This is a genomic window from Hyphomonas sp. GM-8P (assembly GCF_003263315.1).
Taxonomy (GTDB): domain Bacteria; phylum Pseudomonadota; class Alphaproteobacteria; order Caulobacterales; family Hyphomonadaceae; genus Hyphomonas.
The window spans coordinates 1-19,754 of record NZ_AWFE01000046.1 but is presented as its reverse complement, the minus strand read 5'-3'; the positions used below and the strand labels follow the sequence as shown (position 1 = coordinate 19,754).

Annotated in this window: 18 protein-coding genes and 1 pseudogene; 14 read left to right on the top strand and 5 right to left on the bottom strand. The window is 62.7% G+C overall.

The window, feature by feature from the left end:
• Positions 1–6 precede the first annotated feature (6 nt).
• The gene (locus HY26_RS03665) at positions 7–1,536 is read right to left on the bottom strand and encodes a cryptochrome/photolyase family protein (RefSeq protein ID WP_112072940.1); all 1,530 of its coding nucleotides are present in this window, start codon (positions 1,534–1,536) and stop codon (positions 7–9) included.
• A gap of 115 nt (positions 1,537–1,651) precedes the next feature.
• Between HY26_RS03665 and HY26_RS03660 the strand changes: the two genes are divergently transcribed.
• The gene (locus HY26_RS03660) at positions 1,652–2,191 is read left to right on the top strand and encodes a DUF3833 family protein (protein WP_034766301.1); all 540 of its coding nucleotides are present in this window, start codon (positions 1,652–1,654) and stop codon (positions 2,189–2,191) included.
• A 68-nt stretch (positions 2,192–2,259) separates the two neighbouring features.
• Here HY26_RS03660 and HY26_RS03655 read toward each other — a convergent pair whose 3' ends face one another.
• Positions 2,260–2,469, bottom strand: a complete 210-nt coding sequence (locus HY26_RS03655) for a cold-shock protein (RefSeq protein ID WP_034766302.1) — start codon at positions 2,467–2,469, stop codon at positions 2,260–2,262.
• Positions 2,470–2,691: 222 nt separating this feature from the next.
• Positions 2,692–3,864, bottom strand: coding sequence for an MFS transporter (locus tag HY26_RS03650; RefSeq protein WP_034766303.1), 1,173 nt, complete (start codon positions 3,862–3,864; stop codon positions 2,692–2,694).
• 223 nt (positions 3,865–4,087) lie between these two features.
• Between HY26_RS03650 and HY26_RS03645 the strand changes: the two are divergent.
• The 13 genes and pseudogenes from HY26_RS03645 to HY26_RS03585 all read left to right on the top strand — a co-directional run.
• A pseudogene (locus HY26_RS03645) lies at positions 4,088–4,843 on the top strand (pseudouridine synthase); the annotation flags it as partial.
• 295 nt (positions 4,844–5,138) lie between these two features.
• Entirely contained in the window at positions 5,139–6,248 is a 1,110-nt protein-coding gene (locus HY26_RS03640; RefSeq protein ID WP_233351524.1) for an MBL fold metallo-hydrolase, read from the top strand.
• Positions 6,249–6,318: 70 nt separating this feature from the next.
• A complete protein-coding gene (gene lepB / locus HY26_RS03635; protein WP_233348743.1) occupies positions 6,319–7,200 on the top strand; it encodes a signal peptidase I in 882 nt (293 codons plus the stop codon).
• 105 nt (positions 7,201–7,305) lie between these two features.
• Positions 7,306–7,908 carry a histidine phosphatase family protein gene (locus tag HY26_RS03630; protein ID WP_233351523.1) on the top strand — a complete coding sequence of 201 codons (603 nt, stop codon included), beginning with the start codon at positions 7,306–7,308 and terminating at the stop codon, positions 7,906–7,908.
• Positions 7,909–7,992: 84 nt separating this feature from the next.
• Positions 7,993–8,238 (top strand): exodeoxyribonuclease VII small subunit, encoded by a 246-nt coding sequence (locus HY26_RS03625; protein ID WP_034766306.1) that lies wholly within the window; start codon positions 7,993–7,995, stop codon positions 8,236–8,238.
• 7 nt (positions 8,239–8,245) lie between these two features.
• Positions 8,246–9,142: a polyprenyl synthetase family protein gene (locus tag HY26_RS03620; protein ID WP_034766307.1), complete on the top strand. Its 897-nt coding sequence runs from the start codon at positions 8,246–8,248 to the stop codon at positions 9,140–9,142.
• Positions 9,143–9,181: 39 nt separating this feature from the next.
• On the top strand, positions 9,182–11,104 hold the full coding sequence (gene dxs / locus HY26_RS03615; protein ID WP_112072937.1) for a 1-deoxy-D-xylulose-5-phosphate synthase: 1,923 nt from the start codon (positions 9,182–9,184) through the stop codon (positions 11,102–11,104).
• An 81-nt stretch (positions 11,105–11,185) separates the two neighbouring features.
• Positions 11,186–11,827, top strand: coding sequence for a hypothetical protein (locus HY26_RS03610; protein WP_112072936.1), 642 nt, complete (start codon positions 11,186–11,188; stop codon positions 11,825–11,827).
• A 98-nt stretch (positions 11,828–11,925) separates the two neighbouring features.
• Complete coding sequence (locus tag HY26_RS03605; RefSeq protein WP_034766310.1) at positions 11,926–12,576, top strand: hypothetical protein; 651 nt, start codon at positions 11,926–11,928, stop codon at positions 12,574–12,576.
• Between the two features lie 212 nt (positions 12,577–12,788).
• Positions 12,789–14,504, top strand: a complete 1,716-nt coding sequence (locus HY26_RS03600; protein ID WP_233351522.1) for a class I adenylate-forming enzyme family protein — start codon at positions 12,789–12,791, stop codon at positions 14,502–14,504.
• A 4-nt stretch (positions 14,505–14,508) separates the two neighbouring features.
• Complete coding sequence (locus HY26_RS03595) at positions 14,509–15,525, top strand: aldo/keto reductase (RefSeq protein WP_112072935.1); 1,017 nt, start codon at positions 14,509–14,511, stop codon at positions 15,523–15,525.
• On the top strand, positions 15,518–16,168 hold the full coding sequence (locus HY26_RS03590; protein ID WP_112072934.1) for a DUF938 domain-containing protein: 651 nt from the start codon (positions 15,518–15,520) through the stop codon (positions 16,166–16,168). The genes HY26_RS03595 and HY26_RS03590 overlap by 8 nt, the downstream gene beginning before the upstream one ends.
• Before the next feature lie 48 nt (positions 16,169–16,216).
• Entirely contained in the window at positions 16,217–16,858 is a 642-nt protein-coding gene (locus HY26_RS03585) for a hypothetical protein (protein WP_051599916.1), read from the top strand.
• Here the strand turns inward: HY26_RS03585 and metG are convergent.
• Complete coding sequence (gene metG, locus HY26_RS03580; RefSeq protein ID WP_112072933.1) at positions 16,855–18,591, bottom strand: methionine--tRNA ligase; 1,737 nt, start codon at positions 18,589–18,591, stop codon at positions 16,855–16,857. The genes HY26_RS03585 and metG overlap by 4 nt on opposite strands.
• Positions 18,592–18,843: 252 nt before the next feature.
• Positions 18,844–19,323, bottom strand: a complete 480-nt coding sequence (locus tag HY26_RS03575; RefSeq protein ID WP_155843593.1) for a hypothetical protein — start codon at positions 19,321–19,323, stop codon at positions 18,844–18,846.
• Positions 19,324–19,754: the final 431 nt, after the last annotated feature.

Here is a 19,754-nt window from a genome sequence, read left to right as displayed (position 1 = left end):
CTGACCTCATTCGACGTCGAGCGAGGTTAGGAATTTCGCCGCCGTTTCCAGATATTCGGCCTGCCGGTCGTCCTTCATCCGGTCCCAGGTGGAGTAGACGCGCGCCATGCGGGGATTGGTGCGCAGCTTGTCTGCGTTGCGGCTGACGAAATCCCAATAGAGCGAATTGAACGGGCAAGCGTCCGGCCCGGTTTTCTGCTTCACGTCATACCGGCAGCCATCGCAATAATCAGACATCTTGTTGATATAATTGCCCCCGGCCGCATAGGGTTTCGTGCCCAACAGGCCACCGTCCGCATACTGACTCATGCCCAGCGTGTTTGGAAGCTCCACCCATTCATAGGCGTCGGCATAGACGGCGAGGTACCATTCATGCACAGCCTTCGGGTCGATGCCTGCCAGCAGGGCGAAATTCCCGGTCAGCATGAGGCGCTGGATGTGATGGGCGTAGGCCTCTTCCTTTGTCTGTGTGATCGCGTCTCGCAGACAGGCCATCTCCGTTTCACCGGTCCAGTAGAATTCCGGCAAGGGCCGGTCGGCGTCGAAGAAATTGAGGTCCAGATAGTCCGGCATCTTCCGCCAGTAGATGCCGCGCACATATTCCCGCCAGCCGATGATCTGTCGGATGAAACCTTCCACCGCATTCAGAGGCGCATCGCCTGCTTTCCAGGCCGTTTCCGCCATCCGGCAGGTCTCCAGCGGGTCCAGCAGGCCGGCATTGATGTAGAAGGAGAGGAGCGAGTGGTAGAGGAATTTCTCCCCGGCCAGCATGGCGTCCTGATAGTCCCCGAAATCGGGCAGCGCCTCTGAGATGAAGTGTGCCCGCGCAGCCTCAGCCTGCTCGCGTGTGACGGCGAACCAGAAGGGCTCAAGGTCTCCGAAACTATCGGCGAAACGTTCTGCGACGAGGGCGAGCACCTCTTCCGTAATCGGATCAGTTTGCACCCGGTGCGGCTGCGGCATGAAGAGGCTCGCCTTGGCGGGTTTGCGGTTTTCCGCGTCATAGTTCCACTTTCCGCCTGCCGGTTCGCCGTCTTCCATCAACAGGCCCGTCTTGCGGCGCATTTCGCGATAGAAATACTCCATCCGCAATGCCTTGCGCCCCTCGGCCCAGTCGCGGAATTCCTCGTGCGGGCAGAGAAAGCGGTCGTCCTCAAGAATATCGACGGGCAGGCCGGTCTCGTCTGCCCAGGTTTCCATGTCCTGCCGCACACGCCATTCGCCGGGCTCGGTGACGAGGATGCGGTCCGGGCCGTGGCGGTTGATGGCGCGCTTCAGTTCGCCGGTAAAGCTGCCGGAATTGCCGTCATCGTCCAGCCGCACATGATCGACCGTCCAGCCGTCTTCCCGAAGGTTTTCGGCGAAGTGGCGCATGGCGGAAAACAGGAAGGCGATCTTCTTCTTGTGATGCGGCACATAGGACGCCTCTTCCATCACTTCCGCCATCAGGATGCGGGCCGAGTCCCGGCTCGCGGCCTTCAGGGAAGAGATGGATGGCGAAAGCTGGTCGCCCAGGATGAAAACAAGATCGGTAATCGGCTTGGCCTTTCGGCGGTATGCGCAGTGGGTCTGCGCTCTTTACGAAACAGGGCGCACATCGGTTTCCTTAGACGCGGTCATCCGAATGTGGGCGAGGCGCGTACCAAGGGCCATGAAGAAGCAACTCCCAGCCCTCGCCGCCTTCGCCCTCGTCGCTGCTTGTGCCAGCCGGCCGCCCGTGCCGGACGATGCCGCAGGTGATGCCTTTGTGATCGAGCGCGATCTTGCCGGTGCCCATGTGGCGCGCGGCGAGTTCAAGTCCATCACCGGCGTGCACCGGACATTCACTGCAAAACTGACCGGCACGTGGGACGGTGAGACATTTACTCTGGTCGAGGACTTCGTCTATGACGACGGCGAAAAAGACCAGAAAACCTGGAAACTCGAACGCATCGCGCCGGGTGAATACGCCGGGACCCGCGAAGACGTGGTCGGCACCGCGCGGGGCTATCAGGACGGACGCGCCTTCCGTCTGGAATATGACGTCGTTCTACCGTCGGAAAACGGTAATGGCCGCAAAGTCCGGTTCCGGGATGTGCTGGTCAAGGACCGCGGCGGGCGAGTGCTGAACACTGCGACGGTTGGCTGGTTCGGCCTACGCGTGGGATCGGTATCTTTGGTGATGGAACCGGCGCAGGAGGATGCGGAATAGGCTGCCGGCAAGAAAAAAGGCCGCCTCCCGAGGGAAGCGGCCTTTCTTAACCTGATAGTCCTGAAGGACTATTCGGCTTCGATCGAGTCGACGGCAGTCTTGCCGTTGCGCTTGTCGACGGCCGTGGTGAAGGAAACCTTCTGGCCTTCGGTCAGGATGCGCATTCCGGCGCGCTCAAGCGCGGTTGCGTGGACGAACACATCGGTGCTGCCATCGTCCGGAGCGATAAAGCCGAAGCCTTTTTGATCGTTATAGAATTTTACGGTGCCACTGGTCATGGGACACTCCTGTATAAATGCGTGCCTGCAACATGCGGGCTCGCGGAAGTTCGAGTTTTGTTTGGGAGGTCTCTGATAAAGTGGCAGGGCAGGCCCTGACATTCGATGCCTGATTGTCCGGCGAAAAGTCGAAACACTCATCTAAGGGGTTTCGGCAGCATTGCAAGGCAAAGCCTGCTTTTATCTGCAACTAAATATTCAGAATGCTGAAAATTCATGGAACTACCGGGGCTGCAGTCTTGGTAAAGCCAGCAATAACAGGACCGAAAGGCAGGATCCGCTCGCTGCCACGGCCGCCAGCGGGGCGAGACCTGCCGTCACGAACGGGGCGGCAATCGCCGTGCCAGTCGCGGTGGTCGACAGGATGAACAGGATCACCAGCGCGGCGCCGCGGGCGTCATCTCCGTCAGATGCGAGAATGGCCCGGAAGAAGCCCGGCGGGCCGCGCAGGCCGAGGCCGAGGTTCACGGGCACGAAGAGGGCGGTGATGACCCATGCATCCGTTCCGCCGCGCAGGCCATAGAGGACCAGCCCGATCAGCCCGAGGGCCGAGACAGCGGAGCCGGTAAGGATCATCCGCTCCGGCCCGAACATGTCGGCCAGCCGCCCGGCGATGTTGGACGCCAGGATGAAGAAAGCGATGCCGGTCACCTGCATGATGATGAACGCATTGAGGGTAAGGCCCAGCGCCTTGGTCATCATGGCGGGGGCGCCGAACACGAAGATCAGCAGGCCGCCCAGCGTGCAGGCCTGGCTGAGGGCATAGCGCAGATAGGTTCCATTGCTCAGCAGGCGGATATAGCTGCCCTGGCCGCGTGTCGGCGGCGGCACTGGCATGCTGGAACCAAGGGCGCGGACGAGCGCCGCGACGATCAGGCTGAGGCCGGCGATCATGTAGAAGGAACTCGTCCAGCCGAACGCGGCCAGCAGCCAGACTCCGGCGACCGGGGCGAGGGCGGGCACGAGGGACTCGACGCTGCCCATCACCCCCAGCGCACGAACGGCGCCTGCCTCGCTGAACATGGCGCGGATCATGCCCGGCGCGAACACGGCCGCCGCCGCGCCCGACAGTCCGTGCAGAAAGCGCAGGCCGACAAGTGCGGGCAGGGACGGCGCCAGCGCGCAGGCGAGCGAAACGAGGGCATAGGCAATCAGGCTGCCGACCAGAAGGCTGCGCTGGTCCGCTCGCGCGCCGAGTTCGCCGAACAGGATCAGGCCCACGCAGCCGCCCGCGACGAAGGCAGCGAGCACCAGCTGCGCCATGGCCGCACTCCCGCCCAGTACCTCCGGCAGGCCCGGCACGGCAGGCAGCACAAGGTCTGTCCCGGCAAGACCGAGGGTCGTGCCGAGCAGCAGCAACGCAAAGGCGAGCGAGGGGGAGGCGGTGGTTTTCATGGAGGCGGGCTTATCCGCGAAACCGCCTGGCCTGTCGACCGTATCTTTGTGACAAAGGCGGCTTCCGGGCCGTGCGGGGGCGTTTATTCATGTCCATACACGGTGTATTCATGGTGTTCTTCATTGCCTGAGAGGCGCCTTATCCAACAGTGAGCGCGCTGGTTGCGGGCCTGCGGCGGGACCGATATGACGGGCACCGGAAGCGGCAGGAAACCGACACATCATGGCCTGGACCAAGACATATGAAGGCGCCGAGCCGCTGCGCATCAACAAATGGCTGGCCCAGGAAGGCGTCTGCTCGCGCCGCGAGGCCGACGCGCTGATCCTGAAAGGCCTGATCAAGGTCGATGGCGAAGCTGCTGTCGCCGGCCAGAAGATCGAAGCCGGCCAGACGCTGACCCTGCTGCAGAAGGCGACCCGACAGCTGGACAACAAGCTGTCGCTGATCTTCCACAAGCCCGAAGGCATCGTCTCCGGCACGCCCGAACCGGGCGAGATCCCTGCTGTGCGCTTGATTACGGAGAAGACGCTGTCCGGAAAAGCACACGCGATTCCCGGCCGCTACAACAAGCTCGCCCCGCTCGGCCGGCTCGACAAGGACAGCCGAGGCCTGCTGGTCCTGTCGGAGGACGGCGTGCTGGCAAAGGCGCTGATCGGGCCGGAAAGCCAGGTCGACAAGGAATATGTGGTCAAGGTGAAGGGGGATGTGACGCCTGAGAAGCTCGCCCTGCTGCGCCACGGCCTGGAGCTGGACGGACGCAAGCTGAAACCGGCGGAAGTGGAGCAGGTGAAGGCGCACGAGCTGCGCTTCATCCTGCACGAGGGCCGCAACCGCCAGATCCGTCGCATGTGCCAGCTGGTGGACCTGCGCGTCGTGGACCTGATGCGCGTGCGTATCGGATCGCTGGAACTTGCAGGCCTGCCGGAAGGCAAGTGGCGCCCGATCAGTGCGCGTGAGCGCGAAGCGCTGCTCAGTGGTGCGGCACCCCGGCCCCGCAAGCCGCGGGAAGAAAGGGACCGCCCGCCGCGCGAAGCGCAGGACAGGCCCCAGCAGGAGAGGCCCCAGCGTGGCGAACGGCCCGACCGTCCGCCGCGTTCGGGAAAGCCTTCCGGAAGACCTGGCGGGAAGCCAGCCGGAAAAGGCGGCCCGGCGCGCGGGGACCGCAAGCCGGACAGCCGGGAAGAAAAGCCGGTCAATCCGATGCGCGGCGCCAAGTTCAAGCGTACCAAACTTGGCCCCCGCAAGCGGACGCCGATCAAATAGCTGACCCTGCGTGACGGCTCGACGCGTTGCACGCCCGGCCTATTCTGGCGGCATGGACGGTTTCACGACAAAGACACCCAAGCGCCCCGGGCTGAACTACCTGCACGGTGATGCTGCACCCGATCACGGGCAGATGATGGAGATCACGCCGCGCATCCAGTGGATCCGCATGTCGCTGCCTTTCTCCCTGAAATTCATCAATGTCTGGCTGATCGATGACGGCGACGGGTGGACGATCGTCGACACCGGCATGCCGCTGAAAGAGACGCGGGACGCCTGGAAGGCAATTCTCGAACCGCGGGTAACGGCAGACAAGCCGCTGAAGCGCGTGATCGTCACACACATGCATCCGGATCATGTCGGCTGTGCGGGCTGGCTCTGCTACAAGTACGGGGCGGAGCTGTGGATGAGCCGGCTGGAATACACGACCTGCCGCATGCTCATCTCGGACACGGGCCGCGAAGCGCCGGAGGCGGGGATCAGCTTCTACCGCAAGGCCGGCTGGGACGAGGCGGCGCTCCAAAACTACCGCGACCGCTTTGGCGGTTTCGGGCGCGGCGTTTCGAAGATGCCGGACAGTTTCTTCCGCCTCAGCGACGGCGACACGTTCGAAATGGGCGGCGAGACCTGGGAAGTGATCACGGGCAACGGCCACTCGCCGGAACATGTCTGCCTGTTCTGCCCATCGGAAAACATCGTGATTTCAGGCGACCAGCTGTTGCCGCGCATCTCTTCCAACGTGTCAGTGCACCCGACCGAACCGGCGGCCAATCCGCTGCTGGACTGGATGTCGAGCTGCGAGAAACTGCTGGAGCGTCTGCCGGAAGACGTGCTGGCGCTGCCGGCCCACAATGAGCCGTTCCGGGGCGCCCACAAACGGTTGCGCCACCTGATCGACGGGCATGAGATTGCCCTGACGCGCCTGAAGCAGCGCCTGGCAGAGCGGCCACGTAATGTGCTGGACACGTTCGCCGCCATCTTCGGACGGAAAATTGCGCTGGACGAACAAGGCATGGCGACCGGCGAAGCACTGGCGCACCTGAACTGCCTGATCTATCGCGGCGAGGTGAAGGCCGAACCTGGCCCGGACGGCGTGACGCTCTACAGTTTGGCCAGCTGACCCGTTTTACAGCCCATTGGCAGTTTTCGGCTTCGCAATCAGCCGGGCTTTCGTCTAAGAAAGGCCCCTGTTGAAAGACGATAGCGAGGCCTTGATGGCACGAGATGGCGAAAAGGCCGCGCAGGGCAGTGACAATGCGCCCACCACTCTCGCCGATAAGGTGAAGCAGGAACTGAAGGAATGGGGCGCCACGCTTGCGGTTTTCGTTCCGCTGTTCATGCTGTTCTCAGGCCTTGTCTACGAGCAGCGCGTTATCCCGTCCGAAAGCATGGTGCCGACGCTGCAGGTGTCTGACCGCGTTGCCGTGGCCAAGTTCGCCTATGGCTATGACCGTTACTCCCTGCCGTTCAGCATGGGCCGCTACCTGCCGCTGCCGAAAGGCCGCATCTTTGCGCGCGATCCGAAGCGCGGCGATGTCGTTGTTTTCGAGCATCCGCATGCCGGCAAGGTGATGATCAAGCGCGTGATTGGCCTCCCGGGCGATCAGGTACAGATGATCGATGAGCAGGTCTACATCAATGGCGAGCCGCTCCCGAGTGAGTATGTCCGCTCCGTCCGCTATGTCCCGCACGGCACCAACTGGGTGGCGACCGCCTATGAGTGGCGTGAGACGGCCGAGGACGGCAAAAGCTGGATCACCGACCGCCAGGAAGCGGGAGACAGAGGCGACAACACGGTGCTCTTCATTGTGCCCAAGGGCCATGTCTTCATGATGGGCGACAATCGTGACAACTCCCTCGATAGCCGTTTCCTATCCGGCCACTGCCCGCCGGTTGGCAATGTTGTGGATCGCGTCGGCTGCCCGCTGGCCGTGGATCCGAAGGAAGCCTCGGTTGGCTTCGTTCCCATGGATCACCTGATGGGACGGGCCGATACGGTGTTGATGAGCTTCTATCGCTGCAAGCTGCTGGACGGCGAGAAGTGCCCGAAACGCGTGTGGAAGGGCCTGTAGGGATCCAAAAGCCGGGATTCCTGCCTTGTCGCTTCCGGCCAACCTCGCTAGTGGCTGGAAGTTCGCGGGGCATCTGACCCTATCGGACTAGAATGAACGGACCGGATGGCGATGCCAGAAACGACATCGACAGCAAACCGGCGCGGACCCATCGTGGTGTCGCGTCATGGCAAGCCGGCGCTGGACCGTACGGCCGGGCCGCGGCTCGACTGGCGCCAGTACAAGGACTGGTGGGCCCGGTACGAAGAAAGCCCGCTGGCCGAAGGCCAGGTCGCGCCGCCGGACCTGATGGAAGCGGTGAAGGATGCTGACCTCGTCTTCGCGTCCGGCCGCATCCGCGCGCAGGAAACCGCTGCCCGCGCCGCGCCGCACATGGCAGCGGAACACGACCCGGTCTTCAACGAAGCGCCGCTGCCACCGCCGATGTTGCCGCGGGTGCGCTACCTGCCGAAGACATGGAACATCCTCGCCCGCGCCGCCTGGCTGAATGGCCATGCGCTGGATGGGGAAAGCGTCGTTCAGGCCCGCCTGCGGGCGATGGACGCTGCGCAGAAGCTGCACGAGGCATCTGAGGATGCGAAGGTCTACCTGGCCGCGCATGGATGGTTCAATCGCATGCTGCGGCCGGAGCTCAAGAAGCTCGGCTGGAGATGCGTGCGCGACGGCGGAGATTCCTATTGGAGTTTCCGCGTCTACGAATACCGGTGATTCCGGGTTCAAAATCGAATTGGAAAAGGTTGTGATGGGTCGGGCACCGCTCTAGTGTTCGGTCGATCCGAAACGTGAGGCGACATGGCAGACCCGAAGGAAAAACCCGTCGACAAGATGAGCTTCGAAGAAGCGCTTGCCGAACTGGAAGGCATCGTGCGCCAGCTGGAAGCCGGTGAGGTCGAGCTGGAAAAGTCGATCGCCATCTACGAACGCGGCGCAGCGCTGAAAGCGCATTGCGAAGCGCGCCTCAAGGCGGCGGAACTGAAGGTCGAGCAGATCGTACAAGGCGCCGGAGGCCCGTCCACCGAACCCGCAAGCTTCGACTAGGACTGCCATGGGGGAGGTGATCGACTTCGACCTGCGCCTGAAGGAAGTTGCCGACAAGGTGACCGTGGCGCTGGACCAGCTGATCCCGCCGGCGTCCGGGCCGGAGGCGGACCTGATGCGCGCGATGCGCCATGCCGCCCTCGCCAATGGAAAACGCATGCGGCCCTTCTTCCTGCTGGAAGCGGGTGCCATGTTCGACGCGCCGGAGAAATCGCTCCTGCGAGCCGCTGCCGCGCTGGAATGCGTGCACTGCTACTCACTGGTGCACGACGACCTGCCATGCATGGACGACGATGACTTTCGCCGCGGCCAGCCGACGGTTCACAAGGCTTTTGATGAGGCAACGGCTGTGCTGGCGGGCGATGCGCTACTGACGCTGGCCTTCAAGATTCTCGCCTCACGGGAGACCCACCCGGATGCCGAAGTGCGGGCCATGCTGATCGAGCGGCTGGCGGATTCTTCCGGCGCGCGCGGCATGGTGGGCGGCCAGATGATCGACATGCTGGAGAGCGACAGCCCCCGCGACCTGAACACGATCACCCGTATGCAGCGCCTGAAAACCGGGGCGCTGATCTCCTACGCCACGGAGGCGGCGGGAATCATCGGCCACGCGCGCGAGCATGAACGCAGCGCCCTTGCAGGCTTTTCGAACGATCTCGGACTTGCCTACCAGATCGCCGATGACCTGCTGGATGCAACCGGTGATGAAGAAACGGTCGGCAAGGCCCTGGCCAAGGATGAAGACGCCGGAAAGGCTAATTTCGTTACGATTCTGGGCATAGATGGGGCACGTCAGCGGGTGCAACTATTGGCGGAGCAGGCGAAGGAACACCTCGCTATTTTCCGCGAAAAGGCCAATATACTGCTGCAATCAGTCGATTTTGTTCTTGATAGAACACACTAGACAGACAGAAAGCCGTCACCCAGAAGGTCCGATAGAACGATGACCGACACCCGACCCAACCGCCTGCTCGACGCGATCAACTCGCCCGAGGACCTCAAAGGTCGCTCGCGTACCGAGTTGAAACAGATCGCCAATGAGGTGCGCGAAGAGGTCATCGATGTGGTGTCGGTGACCGGCGGGCACCTTGGTTCCGGTCTCGGTGTGGTTGAGCTGACCGTGGCGATCCATTCGATCTTCGATACGCCGAAGGACAAGCTGATCTGGGATGTCGGCCACCAGTGTTATCCCCACAAGATCCTGACCGGCCGCCGCGACCGCATGCGCACGCTGCGCCAGGGCGGCGGTCTCTCCGGTTTCACCAAGCGGTCCGAGAGCGAATACGACCCGTTCGGCGCCGCCCACGCCTCGACCTCGATCTCCGCCGGGCTCGGCTTTGCCAAGGCGCGAGACATCCAGGGTGAGAACTCGAATGTCATCGCAGTGATCGGTGACGGCTCCATGTCTGCCGGCATGGCCTATGAGGCAATGAATAATGCCGGCGCCGACAAGTCGCGCCTGATCGTCATCCTCAACGACAACGACATGTCCATCGCGCCGCCGGTCGGTGCAATGAGCAACCATCTCTCGCAGCTTGTCTCCTCGCGGCCTTATCGCGGCCTGCGCCGGATCGCGAAGAAAGTCGTTGCGCCGATGGGCCTCGAAAGCCCGGCCCGGCGTGCCGAGGAGTTCCTGCGCGGCTTCGCCATGGGCGGCACGCTGTTCGAGGAGCTGGGCTTTTATTATGTTGGCCCGATCGATGGGCATGACCTCGACGTGCTGATCCCGATCCTCGAGAATGTGAAGGCGATGCGCGACGGGCCGATCCTGATCCATGTCGTCACGCAGAAGGGCAAGGGCTACGCTCCGGCCGAAAACTCCGCCGACAAGTATCACGGCGTCTCGAAATTCTCCGTCATAACGGGCGAGCAGGCCAAGCCGAAACCGAAGGCGCCAGCCTATCAGAAGGTCTTCGGCCAGACGCTGACGCAGCTGGCAGAGAAAGACGACAAGATCTGCGCGATCACGGCAGCCATGCCGTCCGGCACCTCAACCGATATTTTCGCCGCAAAGTTCCCGGACCGTCACTTCGATGTCGGCATCGCGGAGCAGCATGGCGTAACTTTCGCCGCGGGCCTCGCAGCAGATGGCATGAAGCCATTCTGTGCGATCTACTCGACCTTCCTGCAGCGCGGCTATGATCAGGTTGTCCACGATGTGGCCATCCAGAAACTGCCCGTGCGTTTCGCCATCGACCGGGCTGGCCTCGTCGGGGCCGATGGGGCGACCCATGCCGGCAGTTTCGACATCGGCTATCTCGGCGCGTTGCCGGGCATGATCTGCATGGCCGCAGGCGATGAGGCAGAGCTCGCCCGCATGGTGCTGACTTCGCTGGAAATCGACGACCGGCCGAGCGCATTCCGCTATCCGCGCGGCGAAGGCGTTGGCGTCGATATGCCGGAAGTCCTGACGCCGCTGGAAATCGGCAAGGGCCGGGTGATCCGTGAGGGCACAGCCGTCGCGATCCTCTCCTATGGCACACGCCTTGGCGAAGCGATGAAGGCGGCTGACATGCTGGCCGCACAGGGCCTGTCGGCCACGGTCGCCGATGCCCGGTTCGCCAAGCCGCTGGATACAGACCTGGTCGACCGCCTTGCGAAAGAGCACGAAGTCCTGATCACGATCGAGGAGGGCGCCATGGGCGGCTTCGGCAGTTTCGTGCTGGAGTACCTCGCGCGCAGCGGCGGGCTCGACAGTGGACTGAAGATTCGGCCGATGGCCCTGCCGGACGAGTTCCAGGACCAGGACACGCCCTACAACATGTATGAGGCTGCCGGCCTCAATGCCCGGCACATCGCGGCCCGTGCAATCGAAGCACTCGGCCGGGGTGATATCGCAGAGATCGAGCGCCTCGCCAGAGCCTAGCGAAGGCCTGAAATTCGCCAGAGTCATTGCCTAACTGAAATGCAATTTGCGAGGCCGGGCGAAGCCCGGTTAGGTGCTCTCATGCGTTCTTACCGTTCCTGTCTGGCGGCCCTGATGCTGGCCGCCGCTGCCGCCTGCGCCACGGCGCCACAGCCGGCCCTGCCTTTTGCAGACCGCCTCGCCGCCGCTGAAGCGGCAGGCAATCCCTATGAAGTGGATGCGGCCCTGACAGCGCTGCTCGCCGATCCGAAGCTGAAGACTGAGGAGCGGGCCGAGGCGCTCTACCAGCGAGGCAGTTTGCGGCGCCTTGCCGGGGATGACCGGCGCGGAGCGGTTGCGGACCTCGAGGCGATATTGGCGCTCGCGCCGGAGCATCAGCGCGCCGGGCAGGCAGAAATCGAATTGGACCTTGCGCGCTCAGACCTGGAAGCGCTGGAGCCGCGCCTCAGCTACATGCTGACCCTGCCGCAATGGTTCGATGTCTCATGGACGCTCGGCGAGCGTGATACGCCGGCGCGCCGATACCAGAAAGCCGGAATCAGTCCCGATGAAACGCAAACCCAAAAGCTGAAGGATGCGGGCTTCGTCTGTGGACCGGACGGGGCAGGTGGACCGGTACAGGGCGCTGGCGACGCGCGCGACTGGCTGGACGGCCTCACCTGGTGCAATCCGCTCCCTGAAACGGTCGAAGCGGAGGCAGGGCCGCAAGACACCGGGACGTAAAGACCACACAAAATTCACAATCCGGCCCTGCCGCCGTACGTGTTGCACGTCTAACAACAGGGTCATTGCCTCAATCTGCCTGTACGGAGCTTCCGATCATGATTCGCCTCAGCCTTGCCGCCGCCGCATCCGCCCTTGTCCTGGCCGCCTGTAGTTCGACACCTGTACCGGAAGCCGAAACGGCTGCCGCGGTGTCCACGACGACGGTCATGTCGCCTTACGAACTGGCGATGCAGACTGTCGAAGAACTGGTGACGGCAGGCAACACGCAGGCGGCGATTGACCGGCTGACCCAGCTGACCGGCGACCCGTCACTGGACCGCGACCAGCTGGCAGAGGTGCTTTATCGCCGGGGTGAGCTGCGCCTTGGTGAGCATGGCTATGACACGATGGGCGCAATCGAGGACTTCGAGGAGATCCTGGCGGACTACAGCGATACCGAGTGGAGTACCGCGGCCGCTTCCATGCTGGACAGCGCACGCGGCAAGGCGACGTCTCTGAACGCTCTCCTCGCCCAGCCGGAAACGACCCGGATGCAGAAGTACAATATCCTCATGGAACTCGGCCGCCATGATGACGCAATCGACCTGATGCTGGCGAACGACCTGACCCCGGACAATGAAGCCCTGCTGGCCATGTATCAGATCGGCTACCTCTGCGAAGGCGACTCCCTGACCGGCCGGGCTTATGACGTCACCGAGCCGGACGGCACCTATCACGAACTCCGTTTCTGCGATTTCGGGAAGTAAAGCCTTTCAGGCTGTAACATTTATTGCAGCGCGCGAGCGCGGTTCAGGAAGATTTCTGCAGTTCTTTCCGCTAGGTAAAGTGCCGGAATCCCTGATCCGCGGCCTCGCGGCCTCTTCAAACCTGGGCTTCGGCGTGGTTGTGTGGCGCGAACCATATAACCTTCCCGAGGAAACCCATGTCATCAGAGCTGCTTCCCCCAAATTGGCCCGCCATGTCCATCGCCGAGGCCAACGCCGCATTGGCCGCTGCCGGGTCTCCGGTTGAGGTGGAAGATACGGTCATCGATGGCATTCCGTCGAAGGGCTACACGAACGCGCCGCCGAACATCCACTCGATCCTTTTCCTGGCCGCGATGACCCACCCGGACCGGGACTACATCGTCTATCAGGATGAGCGGGTGACCTATAAGGCGATGCTGCGGGCGGTGGAGAACTTCGCTGCCACGCTGCGCGACAAGTACGGCATCGCCAAGGGCGACCGCGTCGCCGTGATCATGCGCAACTATCCGCAATGGCCGGTGGCCTTCTATGCGGCCCTCAGCCTCGGCGCGATCGCCACGCCCATGAACTCCTGGTGGACCGGCGAGGAACTGGAATACGGCCTGTCCTTCGCGGGCGTGAAGGCTGCCGTCGTCGATCCGCAGATCTACGAGCGCATCCATGAGCATATGGAAGACCTGCCGGACCTGAAACACGTCATCATCGCGCGCGAGCCCGGCGACGAACATAACCATCCGTGCGTCTCTTCCATGGAAGATGCCATCGGCCCGGCGAATTCCTGGGCTGACCTCCCGGAACTCGGCATGCCGGCGGTGGATGTCGGCCCGGATGACGACGCAACGATCATGTATACGTCCGGTACGACGGGAAAGCCGAAAGGCGCGCTGGCGACCCACCGCGCCGTGATCGCGAACATGTTCAATTCGCTGACCTGCACGGCCCGGATGTATCTGCGGAAGGGCGAGGCGGTACCGGAACCCGATCCGAACGTGTCGCGGGCGACACTGATGTCGATCCCGTTCTTCCATGCGACCGGTTCCTTCGCGATCTTGATCCCGACCGCCCTGCGCGGCGACAAGATCGTCACCATGTACAAATGGGACGCAGGCCAGGCCCTGCCGATCATCGAGCGTGAACGGATTACCAGTGTCGGCGGTGTGCCGGCGATTGCCTGGCAGGTGCTGGAACATCCGGACCGCGAAAAGTACGATCTCTCCTCGATCGAAGTGGTTTCCTATGGCGGTGCGCCGTCTGCGCCCGAACTCGTATCCACCATCAAGCGCCGCCTGCCCAACGCCGCCCCTGGTAATGGCTGGGGCATGACGGAAACCTGCGCGACCGTCACGCTGAACATTGGCGAAGACTATGTGAACCGGCCGACCAGCGCCGGAGCGCCGCCGGCAGCCGTGGAGCTGAAGATCTGCGATCCGGACGGGAACGAGATGCCCGCTGGTGAAGTCGGCGAGCTGTGGTGCAAGAGCCCGTCGAACTGCAAGCTCTACTGGAACCGCCCGGATGCCACGGCTGAGACGTTCCGCAATGGCTGGGTCGTTACGGGCGACCTTGCGCGCCTCGACGAGGAAGGTTTCCTCTACCTGGTTGATCGGGCCAAGGACATGCTGATCCGCGGCGGCGAGAACATCTACAGCATCGAAGTGGAAAGCGCGCTGTACGACCACCCGGCCGTCATGGACGCCGCTGTTGTCGGCATCCCGCACAAGGTGCTGGGTGAGGAAGTCGGCGCTGTCGTGCAGCTGAAGCCCGGCATGAGTGTGACGGAGGATGAGCTGCGTGCCCACGTCGCCAACCAGCTGGCCGCGTTCAAGGTGCCGGTCGAGATCCAGTTCCTGGACGAGCCCCTGCCGCGCAACGCCAACGGCAAGATCCTGAAAAACGAGCTGCGGGAGCGGTTCACACCACGGGGATAATCGAATGAGCGTACAACGTCGCAAGATCGGAGACCGGGAAGTTTACCCAGTCGGCCTTGGCTGCATGAACATCTGCCATGCCTATGGCCCGCCGCTGCCGGAGGACGAAGCCAAAGCGCTGCTGGTGAAGGCTTTCGATCTCGGGTGCGATTTCTTCGACACGGCGACGCTGTACGGCTTCGGCCGGAGCGAGGAACTGATCGGTGAGGCCCTTGGGTCTCACCGGCAGGATTTCTTCCTCGCCAGCAAGTGCGTGCTGGGCTTCCGGGATGGCAAGCGCATCCTGGATGGCCGGCCGGAGGTGATCAAGGCGGCCTGTGAGGCGAGCCTGAAACGTCTGAAGACGGACGTTATCGACCTCTACTACTTGCACCGGCCTGACCCGAAGGTACCGATCGAGGATTCCGTCGGTGCGTTGGCGGACCTTGTCTCCGAAGGCAAGATCCGGTTCGCGGGCCTCTCGGAAATGGGCGCTGAGCAGTTGCGGCGAGGGGCAGCAGTGCATCCCATCGCGGCGATGCAGTCGGAATATTCCCTCTGGGTGCGCAATCCGGAAATCGCGGTGATGCAGGCCTGTGAGGAGTTGGGCACGGCGCTCGTGGCGTTCTCGCCGGTTGGCCGTGGCTTCCTTGCCGATCCGCCGGCAGACCCGGCCAAGTTCCATGAATCGGACATGCGCCTCAGCATCTTCCCGCGCTTCAACGCTGAGAATTATGCCGGCAACCTGCCTCTGCTCGAGGAAGCAAAGGCGGTAGCGAAGGAGGCGGATTGTTCCGTCGCCCAACTCGCCATCGCCTGGACGCTGGCCAAGGGTCCGAATGTGCTGCCTATTCCTGGTACGACGAACCTGAAGCATCTGGAAGAAAACCACCGCGCCGCGGAGGTGACCCTGACGCTAGAACAGGTCGCGCGTCTCGATGCGCACTTCGCACCGGAGCGGGCCGTGGGACCGCGCTATAATGCGATGGGCCAGGCATCGGTCACAACCGAGATGTACGATTTCGAGCAGGCGAATGGCTGAGAAGCCGGTCGCGCTCGAAGACCGGTCGGACGGCGGCGACGGGCGCCGCTACGCGCCCTCAACCGCGCGCAACCGTGAACCCATCCGCGATGTTTTCACAGTGCATGGCCTGACCGCTGGGGATGTGCTGGAAATTGCGTCCGGTACGGGGGAGCACGGCGCGTTCCTGACGGATGCATTCCCTGGCCTGCGCTGGACCTATTCCGACATCGATGCCGCCGGCCGTGCCAGCCAGCAGGCCTGGCGACAAGCAGCCGAGCATGAGCGGCTGTCAGGTCCGTTGGTCATCGACGCCTCGTCCGATGACTGGGGCGAAGTGGAAGGCAGGGCGTGGGACCTGATCGTATCCGTCAACATGGTCCACATCTCGCCCTTCGCGGCGACGGAAGGCCTGTTGCGAGGCGCCGGGCGACTGTTGAAGCCGGGCGGGCATCTGTTCCTCTACGGGCCCTATGCCCGCAATGGCGAGATCGCCCCGTCAAATGCTGCGTTCGGCGAAAACCTTCAGTCGCGTGACCCGGCCTGGGGCGTGCGTGATCTCGACATGCAGATCATGCCTTTGGCAAAAGCGTCAGGGCTGAGGCTTGAGTCGGTTGTCGAGATGCCGGCAAATAATCTGTCGGTCCTGTTCAGGCGGTCGTGACCGGTCCGGTCCCGATCCAACACCAGCAACTGGGAGCATCGGGAAAACATGTCTGATTACACAGACCGCATACTTGGCAAGATTCATGAGCTTGAGCTGGAACTAGAAGCGGAATTTGCCAAGAAGCGGGCGGGCTTCCGTTATGGGTTGGAACGCGGCCGTGTCCTGTTCGATCAGGAAGTGATCCGCAGGCACCATGAGCTGCGCAAGGCCCTGATACCCTACCTGTTGAGCGCACGGTTCTGGGTCGTGGTGACGGCGCCGGTGATCTATTCCCTGATCGTGGCCTTTGTGGTCCTGGACCTATGGGTGTCGCTTTACCAAGCCATTTGTTTCCGGGTGTACGGCATCCCGCAGGTCAGGCGCCGGGACTATCTGGTGTTCGATCGCAAGAGCCTCGCTTACCTGAATGCGATGGAGAAGCTGAACTGCGCCTATTGTTCCTATGCGAACGGTGTCATCGCTTATGTGCGGGAAGTGGCCGCGCGTACCGAACAATATTGGTGTCCGATCAAGCAGGCACGCCGCGTGATCGGAACGCATGCGCGCTATGCCGGGTTCTCGGAATATGGCGATGCCGAACACTACCGGGAACGGCTGCGCGCCCTGAGGGAAGACTTAAAGGATGAGGCCGGACCGGAAGAAGCGTCCGGCGGCCAGGCCGAAGACGTTTCCTCTGGGGAGTCCTAGCCAGCGTTCCCGCCGCCGAAGCGTTCGGTCCATTCGGCGACCTGGGTATCCTCGATCTTCTGGAACAGGACCTCCGGCGGAGAGATCGCCATGCCGTGCGGCAGGGCGTCCAGCAGGCCGGCAAAGTCAGCATCCGCTGCCGGGAAGTTCCGGCGCTCTTCCGGGATGTTTAGCGCATCGAGGATCTTCTTCGCGGCGCCCGGAATGATCGGCTGGGCGATGATGCCGAACAGGGCGGCAAGGTTCAGGCCCGCGCGCACGCCGACGGCGGCTGCATCCACATCCGTCTTGTACTTCACCCAAGGCTCGGCCTTGGTGAGATACTCGTTCCCGGCAGCCCAGATCGCGCGGGTTTCGGCAGCTGCCTTGCGGAACTCCATTGCCTCATAATGCTCGATCAGGCGGGGCAGGCGTTCTTTCAGCTCCGCCACCATCCATGCCTCGGCTTCGCCCGGTGTGCCGGCATCCGGCACCTGTCCGTCAAATTTGGACGCGGTGTACTTGGTGATGCGGTTCACGAAATTGCCAAGCACGTTCGCAAGGTCGGAATTCACCGCTGCCTGGAAACCTTCCCACGTGAAAGCGGCGTCGGAGCCCTCAGGCGCGTTGGAGATCAGGTACCAGCGCCAGTAGTCTGCTGGCAGCAGTTCCAGCGCCTGATCCATGAACACGCCGCGCTTCATGGAGGTGGAGAACTTGCCGCCATACCAGGTGACCCAGTTGAAGGCTTTCAGCTTGTCGACCGTCTTCCACGGCTCGCCGCAGCCGAGCAGCGTGACCGGGAAGGACACGGTGTGGAAGGCGACATTGTCCTTGCCCATGAACTGGACGTATTCGACCTCATCGGCGCCTTTGTCGGTCTTCCAGAGGCGCTCCCAGTCATTGCCCGTGGCTTCGGCCCATTCCTGCGTGGCGGAGATGTAGCCGATCGGCGCATCGAACCAGACATAGAAGACCTTGTTCTCATAGCCCGGGCGCGGGTTCCCGTCCTTATCCGTCACTTTGACGCCCCAGCTGAGGTCGCGCGTAATGGAGCGGGCAATCAGGCCCTCATCCAGCCATTTGTTGGCAATGGAGACAGCGAGGCTCGGCCACTGGGCGCCCTTGCTCTTCACCCATTCGCGGATGCGGTCCTGCATCTGGCCTTGCAGCAGGTAGAGATGGTTCGTATCGCGGATCTCGATGTTCCGGCTGCCGGAAACCGCCGAATACGGATCGATCAGGTCTACCGGGTCGAGCAGGCGCCCGCAATTGTCGCACTGGTCGCCGCGCGCCTTTTCAAAGCCGCAGGTCGGGCAGGTGCCCTCGACATAACGGTCCGGCAGGAAACGGCCATCATCGACGGAATAGACCTGTTTGGACGTCCGCTCCTCGATCAGGCCCTGCTTTTCCAGTGCCTGGGCAAGATGCTGGGTCACGGCGTGGTTCGCCGGACGCGAGGTGCGGCCGAACCAGTCGAACGCCAGGCTGAAGCCTTCGCCGGCCTTGCGCTGGATCTCATACTGCTCGTCGCAATATTCCTGAACGCTGACGCCTGCGGCCTGCGCGGCGAGCTCCGCGGGCGTGCCGTGCTCGTCCGTGGCGCAGATATAGGTTACGTCATGGCCCAGCAGGCGCATCACGCGGGAATACACGTCAGCCGGGAGCATCGAGCCGGCCAGGTTGCCGAGATGCTTGACGCCGTTGATGTACGGCAGGGCAGAGGTGACGAGGATGCGCCGGGATTGCGTCATTGGGTGTCAGTCTTTTCCGTTTTGAGCCTTCAGGGCCGCGATTCAGGCCTTCCAGCCCTGCGGAGCCTGTCTTTTAACGCGGACTGCTGGAAATGAAAGAAATGGAGCAGACAAAAACCTGCGTCAGGACAGTGGCTTGGCGTCCTGGAACATAAGAAAAGCCCCGGAACGGCAGGGCCGGTCCGGGGCAGTCAACGGTGCAGGCGCGGTGATCTGACCTGCACCGGTCTGGAGGTAGGAAGGAAATGGGTCTCAGAGGCCGTAAACCGGCTTTACGTCAAGGCTGACATCGACACGGCGGGCCATTGGTTCCACCGGAACTTCTGCCGAGGCTGCGTTGGCGTTGACTTCGTGAAAGCTCGTCTCGATGCGCGGGGCGAAGACGCCGCGGTCCGACAAGGCCTGCAGGACGGCGGCAGCGCGCGCTTCAGACAGCTGCGCCAGTTCCGCATCGGTGTGGGCTTCTTCGGACACGACGGCCACGTCGATATCGGTGACGGCACAGCCTTCGAGGCTGTTCGTCGCCGCGTTCAGTGCGCGGACGGAATAGGACGACAGCATCGTCTCGTAGGCGGGGAAATAAATGGACAGTTTCATGTCCTCGCAAACTGGCTTGCGCGCGACATAGACAGGCTCTGCCGGTGGCGGTTTGGGGGCATCGGAAACAGCCGGCAGCGCAGCGAGGGCGCCTATCAGGCCGAGGCCTGCGGCAGCGAACAGCGTGCGTTTCATAATGGTCTCCTTCATGCTCATCTCTTGCTCCATCAATCCCTGGGAACTCTTCCGGTTCCTGTGCCCTTGCATGAACAAAGGGATAGGCCTGGTTTGCGGCTGAAATGTGCGCCCACCGGGGCGAATGAGGCGGAGCCAAGGAATTTGAAAGGAATCCACGAATAGCGCGTAAATTCCTTTGAAATCATCGGTGTGAGTCTCTTGGGTCTGCTATGATCTCGCGCCTCAGGTGAATTCTGGCGGCAAATAAGGCAGGTCCGGGGCGGAGGACGGCCATCGCCTCTCGGGAATCACAGCCTTCGATGATTGGGTGTGGAGCACTTGCTTGCATCCGGCCGCACTTCCCATTAGTGACGGGTTTCCTCATGGGCCGGCTTAGCTCAGCTGGTAGAGCATCTGATTTGTAATCAGAGGGTCGCGGGTTCGAGTCC